The organism is Rhizobium sp. CCGE531, assembly GCF_003627795.1.
Lineage (GTDB): Bacteria > Pseudomonadota > Alphaproteobacteria > Rhizobiales > Rhizobiaceae > Rhizobium.
In genome coordinates this window covers 1,371,130-1,382,784 of the sequence record NZ_CP032684.1, presented here as the reverse complement: position 1 = coordinate 1,382,784, position 11,655 = coordinate 1,371,130, and the positions used below count along the sequence as shown (strand labels likewise).

Here is an 11,655-nt window from a genome sequence, read left to right as displayed (position 1 = left end):
ACCTACCCTCTTTTCCAATTTTGTGCCACGTATATCAGTTTGACGACGGAACTGTGACAGTCGATGTCAGCTCAATCCGGCTGATCGGAATTGCCCAGTTCGTCCAAGACCTCAGCAGCCAACAGGCGCGTGATCCTTGTGCCCCGCCCAAGCGCCAGCCGATCCAGCCTATCGACGATCAGCTGTGCTGCGTTCAGGGAACGCTCCATGCGATTGACAATATAAAGGATGAGTTTGTCATCGATATAAAGCTGCCGGTCAGCGAAGAGCTTGACGATCACCTGCGACAGCAATTCCTCGTCCGGCTCGCCGATCTCGACCACCGTCGCGGCCTTCAGGCGGGAACGCAGATCGGGCAGCGTCACCGGCCAGGACATCGGCCAGAGCCGGCTGGTCATCAAAAGACTGGTGCCGTTCTCCCGAACGCTGTTGATGACATGAAAAAGCTCGGTATCGTCAAAGCCTAGGCGATCTACATCCTCGAAGACGACAGGACCGTTCGACGCCGCGATCGCGGCATCGGATCCAGCCACGGGGTGAATGTGGACAGCGCCGCACCGCTCGCTCCAGATGCTGGTGAGATGCGATTTGCCAGAGCCGACGGGACCGGCCAGGACAACCACCGGCGACGGCCAGCGCGGCCAGGAGTCGACGATCTTCACCGCCGCGCTCAACGGATCGGCGACGAGCAGGTCGTCACGCCCGTTTGCGGGATCGTGCGTAAAGGCCAAGGGCAGCTGTTCGGCGGCCTTGCGCCTCAGATCAGCGTTCTTTGCGTCGGTCATGTCTAGCTGTTCTCGGGTTTGCCGGCCTTGGCTCTGCGCGCCTTGCCCGCCTCCGAGCGTCCGTAATAGAGATCGCTCTGAAGGTACCGCGAAAGAGCGAAGCGGACAAGAACGCCGCATGCGGCCGCTGCGGGAACCGCGATCAGCAGCCCGACGAAGCCGAAGAGCGCGCCGAAGGCAAAAAGGGCGAACATCAGCCAGACCGGGTGCAGGCCGACGCTTTCGCCGACGAGCTTCGGCTGCAGCACGTTGCCTTCGAGGAACTGGCCGGTGAAGAAGACGGCAAGCGTCAGGCCGACCCAGAGATAGTCGGGCCAGAACTGCACCAGGGCGACGCCGACCGCCAGGATGAGGCCGACCAGCGAACCGACATAGGGAATGAAGCTGATCATGCCGGCAAAGAGGCCGATCAGGAGGCCGAAGTTCAGGCCGACCAGCGACAGGCCGACGCCGTAATATACGCCGAGGATGATGCAGAGCGAGCCCTGCCCCGGATGAAGCCGGCGATCGCCTGATCGATCTCATGGGCGATCTGGCGGACGCTGGCGACATGGTCGCGCGGTATCCAGTCGTCCACCTTGGTGACCATGCGATCCCAATCGAGCAGGATGTAGAAGGCGACGACCGGCGTGACGACCATCAGCGAGATGATATTGACCAGCGCCTTGCCGGAGCTCCAGATCTGCGCAAACAGCCCGCCGACGAAGCTCAGCCCGTCAGACATGATGCTGGAGAAGTTGTCCTTGATGGCTCCAAGCTGATTGCGGATCCAGTCCGGTAGCACCATCGTCTGCGCCTTGGCGACCAGCTGCTGCGCTTGCTGCACGTAGGTCGGTATGTGCTGAACGAAATCGTTGAACTGGTTGATGATGATCGGAATGAAGATCGTCAGCGCCAGCGCGAAGATCAGCACGAAGGATACGAGGATCACCACTGTCGCCATGAGGCGGCTAAGCCCGATCCGCTCCAGCCGGTCGGCGACCGGATCGAGGAAATAGGCGATCGCCATGCCGACGATGAACGGCAGCAGGATCGTGCTGAAAATATAGAGAAAGGCGACGAAGACGACGAGCACGATCACCCAGAACGTGACTTGACGCTTGAGGCTCGCCCCGCTGACCTTTTGCTCCATCATCTTCCCCGTCGTTTCCGGCCCGTTTGCCGCTCGCTTAGGACATAGGATGATGCCGCAATTATGGTCAAGCCTGAGGCGGGAAATCCACCTCAGGCAATGGGAAGCGGGGAAAATCGAAGGGTTTGCGGCGCTTGCGCCTTGCATAAAGGCCCCTATCATGCAATGGCGACCCGATCAAAGCCCTGTCATAATGGACAGGCGGCCATCGGAGGCGGAAGCATGAGCCAGTCTGGAAAAAACGGTCTGACCTATAGCGACGCGGGCGTCGATATCGACGCCGGCAACCTGCTGGTCGAAAAGATCAAGCCTGCCGTCCGTTCGACGCGCCGGCCCGGAGCGGATGGCGAGATCGGCGGCTTCGGCGGCCTCTTCGACCTCAAGGCCGCGGGCTTCACCGATCCGGTGCTGGTCGCCGCCAATGATGGTGTCGGCACCAAGCTGAAGATCGCGATCGACGCCAACTATCATGATACCGTCGGCATCGACCTCGTCGCCATGTGCGTGAACGACCTGGTCGTCCAGGGCGCCGAGCCGCTGTTCTTCCTCGATTACTTCGCCACCGGCAAGCTCGATCCCGATCAGGGTGCGGCGATCGTCGGCGGCATTGCCGCCGGCTGCCGCGAGGCGGGCTGCGCGCTGATCGGCGGTGAGACGGCGGAAATGCCGGGCATGTATTCCCACGGCGATTACGACCTGGCGGGCTTTGCCGTCGGTGCCGCCGAGCGCGGCCAGCTGCTGCCCTCGGGCGACATTGTCGAAGGCGACGTCATTCTCGGCCTCGCCTCCTCTGGCGTCCACTCCAACGGCTTCTCGCTGGTGCGCAAGATCGTCGAGCTTTCCGGCCTCGGCTGGGATGCGCCTGCTCCCTTCGCCGAAGGCAAGGCGCTTGGTGAAGCACTGCTGACGCCGACCCGCATCTATGTGAAGCCGCTGCTCAAGGCCATCCGCGAAACCCAAGCTCTCAAGGCGCTTGCCCACATTACCGGCGGCGGTTTCCCGGAAAATATTCCGCGCGTGCTGCCGAAGCATCTCGCCGCCGAAATCGATCTTGCCGCCGTCAAGGTGCCGCCGGTCTTTTCCTGGCTCGCCAAGGTCGGCGGCGTCGAGGCCAAGGAGATGCTGCGCACTTTCAACTGCGGCATCGGCATGATCGTCGTCGTCGCTGCCGAAAACGTCGAGGCCGTGAAGGCCGCGCTCGAAGCGGAAGGCGAAGCAGTCATTACGCTCGGCCGCATGATCGCTCGCGAAGAAGGCGCCCACGGCACCGTCTACAAGGGCGCGCTGGCTCTATGACCACGCCGCGCAAACGCGTCGTTGTCTTCATCTCGGGCGGCGGCTCCAACATGCTGGCTCTCCTGAAAGCCACGAAAGCGGCCGACTTTCCGGCCGAGATCGTCGGCGTCATCTCCGACAAGGCGGAGGCCGGCGGACTGGCAAAGGCTGCCGCCGAGGGCATCGCCACCTTCGCCTTCGTGCGCAAGGGGTTTGCCAGCAAGGAAGCCCATGAAGAGGCGATCCTTTCGCAGCTGGAAGCCCTCTCCCCAGACATCATCTGCCTTGCCGGCTATATGCGGCTGCTCTCCGGCCGCTTCATCCAGGCTTACGAAGGCCGGATCATCAATATCCATCCCTCGCTGCTGCCGCTTTTCCCCGGCCTGCACACGCATCAGCGCGCCATCGACGCCGGCATGCGCATTGCGGGCTGCACCGTGCATTTCGTCACCGAAGGCATGGACGAAGGCCCGGTCGTCGGCCAGGCCGCCGTACCTGTCCTGACCGATGATACGGCTGATAGCCTCGCCGCCCGCGTGCTGACGATCGAGCATCAGCTCTATCCGCAATCGCTGCGGCTGCTGGCGGAAGGCAAGGTCAGGATGGAAGATGGCCGGGCCGTAAGCCTTGCCGAAGCATCTGCTGTCGATGGGCGGCAGATTTTGTCGCTGCTTGGGGATGTGGGCTAAGTAGGGACCTGTAGCGTCAAACGCCCCCTCATCCGCCCTTCGGGCACCTTCTCCCCGAGGGGAGAAGGGAGGAGCGCTTCCGGTCCCTCCCGTTTCGGTACCGAGGCCGCACCAGGCAGAGCCACGCAACTTTCCTTTGAACGCGGGAACTTCACCATCTTGGTAAGACATACATTTTGTCGGGATTGGTGCGTCTAGAAAAACCCCTTCTCCCCTCGGGGAGAAGGTGCCCGAAGGGCGGATGAGGGGGCTGCGGGCTACCCTAATTTGTCCCGCTTAATTGCCTTTCCTCAAGCCGCCATCGCCATCAGCGGATGCAGCGTGCCGTCGCTATAGACGATGCGGCCGCCGCGGAAGGTGGCGCGGATACGGTGAACCGAGCCGGGCTCGACGGCAACCAGATCGGCGAGCTGGCCGACAGCGATTTCGCCGCGATCCTTGAGACCGGCCGAACGGGCAGCGTTGGACGTTGCCGTCGCAACGGCAGCGGGCAGACCGCCTGCAACAACATCGGCAATCCTAGAGATCGCCGGCACGAAGGCAGCCGGGTGGTAATCGGCGGCGATGATGCCAAGCAGACCGGAACGAGCGGCATCCAGGGCGCTGAGATTGCCGGACATCGACTGGCCGCGCAGTGCGTTCGGCGCGCCCATCAGCGTCCACAGACCACGGCGGCAAGCTTCTTCGGCAGCCGCCTGCGTTACCGGAAACTCGCTGATCGTCACGCCGAGATCGTGCATCGCCGCCACTTTCTCGGCGCTGTCGTCATCATGCGAGGCCAGCGAAAGCTTGTGCTTCAGCGATAGTCCGACCACGTCATGCAGCTTACGCTCGATCTCCGGGTCCTGGCGTTGCGCGATACGTTTCGCCACGACTTCCTCGGCCGCCTCGCGCGACATGGAGCGGCGCTCGGACATGCTGCGGATATAGCTTTCGATGTCGTTGTACTGCCCCTGCCCCGGCGTGTGGTCGGTGAGCGAGACCATGTCGACGGAGCCTTCCTCCAGCAGCCGCTCCAGGGTCGGGGCAGCACCGAGATTGGTGATTTCATAGCGCGCATGGACGCGATGGTCGATCAGCAGTTCGCCGCGCAGACTGCCGATGCCGCGGATAACAGCTGAGGTGGTTTCGAGCGAACGGACGTGACCGTAGACGCTTTCGGTCGCAAAGGAGAGCGCCGCAAAGGCGGTGGTGACGCCGGCCGCCGCCAGCTTCTTGTCGAGCTCATGAATGCCGAAATCGATCGGCATCATCGCATTCGGCCGCGGCGCGATCTCGCGCTCCACCATGTCACAGTGCAGGTCAACGAAACCCGGCATCAGCAAACGGCCGCCGCCGTCGAAGGTTGGCCGCTCTACCGGCTCGGAGCGGATTTCGGCAATCACGCCGTCCTCGATGCGCACCGCGCCCCTCTCGACGACTTCATTGGGAAGAACGAGCGTGAAATTGCTGAGCCACATCGGCTTTCTCCTGAAACGGCGTCCATGATCGAAGGAGGCTCGGAAACATTCGAATGTTTCCGGCCAGCACGCCCCGGTAAGCTCGATTCGTGACATTGTGATGAATGCGGAGCAGAGTTTCCACAAAGCTTCCCCCACGCAACAGCCTACTTCAAGCTCGCAACATTCAAAACCGCCCATTGCAGCAGCATGATCGTCTTGGCGTCGTAGATATCGCCCTTCTCGATCATCGCCATCGCATCGGACAGCCGAACTTCCAGAACTTCGATATCCTCATGCTCTTCCGCAAGCCCGCCGCCGTCGGCAACACGGTCGGACGTATCGATCAACGCCGCGAAGAAATGGATGATCTCCGTCACGGCTCCCGGCGACGTCATCGCCTTGAAGAGGAAGCGGACATCGCGCACGCGAAAGCCGGTCTCTTCCATGGCTTCGCGCCGGATCGCGGATTCCGGATCGTCACCGTCAAGCAGGCCGGCGGGCACCTCGATCATTCTCTCCGGCAAGCCGACAAGCTGCGACGGCAGGCGATACTGCCGGACCAGCACCACGGTTTCGCGCTTGGGATCATAGAGAAGGATGCAGGCGGCCGGCGTGCGATGATAGACTTCACGCTTCAGCCGATGCTTTTCGGCCTGCGAATCCGTGTAGTCGACCTCAAAAGTGCTGAGCCGTGTCCATTGATCCGCCAGCGTCTTTTCGCCGACGATTTCGGCTTTCGCCTTGTCAAATTTACTCATGCCACGTCCTTGCGAAGCCATACCTTGTTATCGTGGACAGCCGCGCCGCCATAGGGCGCGACCGGATCGGCGCCGGTGAGCACGTTGATGCCCTCGCCGTCGATATGGGCCTTATTCGGCCAAAGACCCTCGGCAATCAGCACGCCCGGTTTCACTTCCGTCGTCACGCGCGCATGCAGGCGGATATCGCCGCGACCATTGCCAATACGGACCAACTCGCCATGGATAATCTCGAGCGCTTCGGCATCGGCCGGATTGATCATCACTTCGGGACGGCCTTCCTTCTGCCGCGACGTCTTGGTTTCCGCAAAGCTCGAATTCAGGAAATTGCGCGAAGGCGAGGTCGCGAGCCGGAACGGATGCTCGGGATCGGCCACTTCGATGACATCGACCTGATCCGGAAACTCCGGCAGCGCGATATGCGGCCCGAGCAATCCGACCGACGCGGGCGGCCGGTTCGGCGCGGGCTGGTTGACCCAATCCGGGCGAAAACGGAACTTGCCGTCGGGATGGGCGAAACCATTGATAAAATGCGCTTCCTCGAAGTTCGGCTGGCGGTCGAACCATTTATGCTCGAGGAAATAATCGTAGTCCGGCAGGCCGCTCCTCGACAAAACCCGATCGATCATCTCGCGGGCGGAGAAGCCGAAGCCGGGGCGATCCGCGACACCGAGGCGTTTGGCGAGCTCCTCGATCACGAAAAGATTGCTGCGCACCGTCGGCGGCGGTTCGACGAGCTTCGGGCCGAGGAGAATGTGGTTCTGGCCGCCGGCGCGATAGATATCGTCGTGCTCGACGAACATGGTGGCGGGGATGACGATATCGGCCATCTCGGCCGTATCGGTCAGGAACTGCTCGTGCACGGCGACGAAGAGATCGGAGCGGGCAAAGCCACGCTTCACCAGCCGCTGTTCCGGCGCAATGTTCACCGGATTGGTGTTCTGGATCAGCACGGCGGTCACCGGGCCGCGATGGCGAAGCGCGACGGCATCGCCGGTCAAGGCGCGGCCGATCTGCGACTGGTCGATCATGCGGATATCCGGATCCTTCATGCCACGGCCGGTCAGTTCGCTCGCGTCCATGCGGAAGATATCGCTGTTCGAATGAAAGGCGCCGCCGCCTTCATATTGCCAGGAGCCAAGGACCGTCGCGACCGATGCGGCCGCATGCATGGCGATTGCGCCGTTGCGCTGGCGGGTGAAACCATAGCCGAGACGGAAGTAAGTCTTCTTCGTCGTCCCCACGAGCTTTGCGAAGGCTTCGATCTCGTCCACCGAAAGGCCGGTGATATCTGCCGCCCACGCAGGGGTCTTCGACTTCAGATGCTCTTCGAGGCCGGCGGGATCATCGGCATATTTTGCCATATAGGCGCGATCGGCATAGCCATCGCGAAAGGCGATGTGCATGACGGCGCAGGCAAGTGCCGCATCCGTGCCCGGCTTGACGATCAAGGCCATATCGGCCTGCTTCATCGTCGGGTTGTCGTAGATATCGACGACGACGATCTTGGCGCCGCGCTCCTTGCGGGACTTCACCGCATGGGTCATGACGTTGACCTGGGTAGCCACGGCATTCGTGCCCCAGATGACGACGCAGTCCGTGCGGCCCATCTCCCGCGGATCGGGACCGCGCAGCACGCCCGTCGCCATGGTGAAGCCAGTCCAGGCCGGATTGGTGCAGATCGACGAAAAGAAGCCGGAATAGCGCTTGGCGTGGCGCAGCCGCTCGATGGAATCGCGCTGCACCCAGCCCATCGTGCCGGCATAGAAGTAAGGCCAGATCGCCTCGCTGCCATCCCTGGCTTCAGCCTTGACGAAGGCTTCGGCGATCTCGTCCAGCGCCGCGTCCCAGGAAAGCTCCTGCCAGCGGCCCTCGCCTTTAGCGCCGGCGCGGCGCAGGGGCTTCATCAGGCGATCGGGGTGATAAAGGCGCTCGGCGTAGCGCGCGACCTTGGCGCAGATGACGCCCGACGTGTAGGAATGATCATTGGCGCCGCGCACCCTGCCAATCCTGCCGTCTTCAGTCAGATCGACTTCCAGCGCGCAGGTGGAGGGACAGTCGTGCGGACAGGCCGTGTGGCCGATGCGCGATTTGGCCTGGATGGGGGTCGCAATGTTCATGATGTTTGTATATTTCAAGCGATGTCCGGCCACTAGGGATTAATCCGGCCCATCTCAACAATTCATGCGGACTTCACCGACAATGAACTATCGGCACATCTACCACGCGGGCAATTTTGCCGATGTCTTGAAACACGCTGTCCTCGCGCGCCTCGTCCGCTACATGCAGAACAAGGACAAGGCGTTTCGCGTCCTCGACACGCATGCCGGCATCGGGCTCTACGATCTTTCGTCCGAGGAAGCGCAGAAGACGGGCGAGTGGCGCGACGGCATCGGCAGGGTGCTGGAGGCGGAACTCGTGCCGCAGGTGGCCGATCTGCTGGAACCCTATCTTACCGCCGTCCGCGAGCTGAACCCCGAAGGCGGCGTCAGGCTCTATCCCGGTTCGCCGAAGCTTGCCCGCATGCTGTTTCGCCCGCAGGACCGGCTTTCGGCCATGGAACTGCATCCGGACGATTTCCAGCGGCTGCACCGCCTATTCGAGGGTGATCACCATGCGCGCATTACCGAACTTGACGGCTGGCTGTCGCTCGGCGCGCATCTGCCGCCGAAAGAAAAACGCGGCATCGTGCTCGTCGATCCGCCTTTCGAAGAGGAAGGCGAATATGAGCGGCTGATCGACGGCCTGGCGAAGGCCTGGCGCCGCTTTCCCGGCGGCACCTACTGCCTCTGGTATCCGATCAAGAAAGATGCGCCGATCAAGCAGTTTCATGAAGCGCTACAGGCGCTGGAAATTCCGAAGATACTCTGCGCGGAGTTGACGGTCAAAAGCGATCGCGGCTTCACCGGGCTCACCGGTTCCGGCCTGATCATCGTCAATCCGCCCTTCACGCTGAAGGACGAGTTGCACGCGCTATTGCCCGCGCTGAAAGACATATTGGCGCAGGACCGTTTCGCCTCGCAGCGCGCCTTCTGGCTGCGCGGTGAACATTGAGATATTTCACGCACATAGCCGATAGGTGATTCCATGAGACTTCTCTGCTCGTCCACCTCCCCCTTCTCCAGCAAGGTGCGCATGGCGGCACGCCATCTCGGCATCAAGCTTGAGGAGATTCACGTCGACACGAATGCCGGGCCGACGCTGCTCATCGATAATAATCCGCTCGGCAAGATCCCGACATTGCTGACCGATGAGGGCGAAGCGATCTTCGACAGCCGCGCGATCATGCATTATTTCGATCGGCGGCAAGGCAGGCTCTACCCTTCGAAGAAGAGCAAGCGCGCCGAAATCGAGGTCCTGGAAGCATTATGCGACGGCGCCAATGAGTGCCTTCTGTCGATCGTCTACGAGCGGCGCTTTCGCGAGGCCGAAAAGCAATATCAGCCCTGGATCGATCGACAGTGGATAAAGGTAAGCCGCACGCTCGCTCATCTCAACGCTGAACCGCCGAAGATCGGCAAGAAGCTGCATGGCGGGCATTTCGCACTCGCTTCCATGCTTGGTTATCTGCAGCTGCGTTTCGCGGGGCAATGGGAAGCTGATCATGCCGATCTGATCGATTGGGCATGCAAATTCGAAAAGCATTTTCCGGATTATCAAGCGATGAAGCCGCAGCAGGCTTAGCTCTGGCGAGCACCGTCGTTCCTGACGAAATCAACGAAGGCGCGCAAAGCCGTCGGCAGCTGACGGCGGCTCGGATAATAGAGGAAAAAGCCGGGATAATAGGGGCACCAGTCTTCCAGCACGCGGATCAGCCGGCCATCCTCTAAAGCCGGCAGCGAGTGATCCTCAAACAGGAAGGCGAGACCGGAGCCATTGATGGCGGCGTCCCGCATTATGTCGAGATCGCCCAGCGTCAGCGGCCCCTGTACGTCGATCTCCAGCTCGATGCCCCCGCGCTCGAACTCCCAGCGATAATAGGTGCCGCTCGCGAAACGGTAGCGGATGCAGGGGTGATCTTTCAGATCATGGGGCGTGACCGGTTTGGGGAAACGCTGAAAATATTCGGGCGAGCCGACGATCGCCGTCCGCTGGCGAGGGCCGATGGCAACTGCGATCATGTCGGCAGCGATTCTTTCGCCGAAGCGTATGCCCGCGTCGAAACCGGCGGAGACCGTGTCCACGAGCGCATCGTCCACCACGATTTCCACTTCGATGGCCGGGTAAGCCTTCAGGAACCGTGACACGATCGGCAGCAACACCATCTTGGTGGCGGGGCGCGGGGCATTGATGCGCAGCTTGCCGTAGGGCTGGCTTCTGAATTTATCGAGATCATCGAGCGCATCGTCGATATCGAGGAAAGCCGGGCGGATGCGGTCAAACAGGCGCTCGCCGGCCTCCGTCAACCCGACGCCGCGGGTGGTGCGATTGACCAGCCGCACATCCAGCCGTTCCTCGATCGCCCGCAGCGAATGGCTGAGCGCGGACGCGGTCACGCCGAGTTCCACCGCCGCCTTGCGAAAGCTGCGGTGTTGAGCAATCGCCAGGAAGATCGCCAGATCGGTCGAACGGATGCGTCGCATTGATGAGATTTTCTCAGCACTTCATGGAAGAGAAACTAGATTATCTCATCGATGGCATCAAGCTACCTTTCTCCTGCAAACGAATTCCACCCACGGAATTACTAACCCACGAAGGAGAAAGTCATGCGTGTTTGGTTCATTACGGGTGCTTCCCGCGGCTTCGGCGCCCTCATCGCCCAGGAAGCCCTCAATGCCGGCGACGCCGTCGTTGCAACGGCCCGCAACCCCGCCGGCCTGGCGGAGAAGTTCGGTAATCATCCGAACCTCCTGTCCGTCGCCCTCGACGTTTCGAACGAGACGCAGGCCCACGAGGCCGCCGCAGCGGCCGTCAAGCGCTTCGGCAAGATCGATATCTTGGTCAACAATGCCGGCTACGGGCTGCTGGGTGCTGTGGAAGAGGCAACCGCCGAGGAAATCGAAAAGCTCTATGCCACGAACGTCTTCGGCCTGCTCAAGGTCACTCGCGCCATCCTGCCACACATGCGCCGCCAGCATTCCGGTCATGTGATCAACATGTCCTCGGTCGGTGGCTACCAGAGCTTTGCCGGTTGGGGCGTCTATTGCTCGACGAAGTTCGCCATCGAAGGCCTGTCCGAGGCAATGGCGGCAGAACTGCAGCCGCTCGGCATCAAGGTTACCGTCGTCGAACCCGGTTTCTTCCGGACCGACTTCCTTGACGAAAGCTCGCTCGCCGTCAGCCCGAGCTCGATTGCCGACTATAAGGACACGCCTGCGGGGGCGATGCGCGATTTCGCCGCCGGTCACAATCACGGCCAGCCCGGTGATCCCAAACGACTTGCAAAATCAATGATCACGCTTGCGCATTCGGCCAACCCGCCGCTGCGCATGCCCTTCGGCTCGGATACGGTCGGCGCGATCGAGACCAAGAATGAATATGTCGCCAGGGAACTGGCCGACTGGCGCGCACTGGCTGTCTCGACGGACTTCCCGAAGGACGTCGCGTAAACAGTGTGCACCATGAAACGGAAAA

The 11,655-nt window shown here is 61.6% G+C and carries 10 protein-coding genes and 1 pseudogene; 5 read left to right on the top strand and 6 right to left on the bottom strand.

Annotation, left to right across the window (positions count from 1 at the left end; genetic code table 11):
* Positions 1-71 precede the first annotated feature (71 nt).
* Together hdaA and CCGE531_RS06810 are read right to left on the bottom strand one after the other, a co-directional pair.
* Positions 72-785 (bottom strand): DnaA regulatory inactivator HdaA, encoded by a 714-nt coding sequence (gene hdaA / locus CCGE531_RS06815; protein WP_120663509.1) that lies wholly within the window; start codon positions 783-785, stop codon positions 72-74.
* Between the two features lie 2 nt (positions 786-787).
* Positions 788-1,917: pseudogene (locus CCGE531_RS06810) on the bottom strand (AI-2E family transporter).
* Between the two features lie 222 nt (positions 1,918-2,139).
* Between CCGE531_RS06810 and purM the strand changes: the two are divergent.
* Together purM and purN are read left to right on the top strand one after the other, a co-directional pair.
* The gene (purM, locus tag CCGE531_RS06805; protein WP_120663508.1) at positions 2,140-3,213 is read left to right on the top strand and encodes a phosphoribosylformylglycinamidine cyclo-ligase; all 1,074 of its coding nucleotides are present in this window, start codon (positions 2,140-2,142) and stop codon (positions 3,211-3,213) included.
* Positions 3,210-3,881: a phosphoribosylglycinamide formyltransferase gene (purN, locus tag CCGE531_RS06800; protein ID WP_120663507.1), complete on the top strand. Its 672-nt coding sequence runs from the start codon at positions 3,210-3,212 to the stop codon at positions 3,879-3,881. Before purM ends, purN begins: the two co-directional genes overlap by 4 nt.
* A 290-nt stretch (positions 3,882-4,171) precedes the next feature.
* Here purN and CCGE531_RS06795 read toward each other — a convergent pair whose 3' ends face one another.
* The 3 genes from CCGE531_RS06795 to CCGE531_RS06785 form a co-directional block, all read right to left on the bottom strand.
* On the bottom strand, positions 4,172-5,341 hold the full coding sequence (locus CCGE531_RS06795; protein ID WP_120663506.1) for an alpha-D-ribose 1-methylphosphonate 5-triphosphate diphosphatase: 1,170 nt from the start codon (positions 5,339-5,341) through the stop codon (positions 4,172-4,174).
* Positions 5,342-5,487: 146 nt separating this feature from the next.
* Complete coding sequence (locus tag CCGE531_RS06790; RefSeq protein WP_120663505.1) at positions 5,488-6,081, bottom strand: NUDIX domain-containing protein; 594 nt, start codon at positions 6,079-6,081, stop codon at positions 5,488-5,490.
* On the bottom strand, positions 6,078-8,201 hold the full coding sequence (locus tag CCGE531_RS06785; RefSeq protein ID WP_245458999.1) for a molybdopterin oxidoreductase family protein: 2,124 nt from the start codon (positions 8,199-8,201) through the stop codon (positions 6,078-6,080). Before CCGE531_RS06785 ends, CCGE531_RS06790 begins: the two co-directional genes overlap by 4 nt.
* An 82-nt stretch (positions 8,202-8,283) precedes the next feature.
* Here CCGE531_RS06785 and CCGE531_RS06780 point away from each other — a divergent pair, with 82 nt between their 5' ends.
* Both CCGE531_RS06780 and CCGE531_RS06775 read left to right on the top strand, forming a co-directional pair.
* On the top strand, positions 8,284-9,135 hold the full coding sequence (locus CCGE531_RS06780) for a 23S rRNA (adenine(2030)-N(6))-methyltransferase RlmJ (protein WP_120663503.1): 852 nt from the start codon (positions 8,284-8,286) through the stop codon (positions 9,133-9,135).
* A gap of 33 nt (positions 9,136-9,168) precedes the next feature.
* The gene (locus CCGE531_RS06775) at positions 9,169-9,765 is read left to right on the top strand and encodes a glutathione S-transferase (RefSeq protein WP_120663502.1); all 597 of its coding nucleotides are present in this window, start codon (positions 9,169-9,171) and stop codon (positions 9,763-9,765) included.
* On the opposite strand, the gene CCGE531_RS06770 is transcribed toward CCGE531_RS06775, so the two are convergent.
* Positions 9,762-10,664 (bottom strand): LysR family transcriptional regulator, encoded by a 903-nt coding sequence (locus CCGE531_RS06770; protein WP_120663501.1) that lies wholly within the window; start codon positions 10,662-10,664, stop codon positions 9,762-9,764. The genes CCGE531_RS06775 and CCGE531_RS06770 overlap by 4 nt on opposite strands.
* A 123-nt stretch (positions 10,665-10,787) precedes the next feature.
* On the opposite strand from CCGE531_RS06770, the gene CCGE531_RS06765 reads away from it, so the two are divergent.
* On the top strand, positions 10,788-11,630 hold the full coding sequence (locus CCGE531_RS06765; RefSeq protein WP_120663500.1) for an oxidoreductase: 843 nt from the start codon (positions 10,788-10,790) through the stop codon (positions 11,628-11,630).
* Positions 11,631-11,655: the final 25 nt, after the last annotated feature.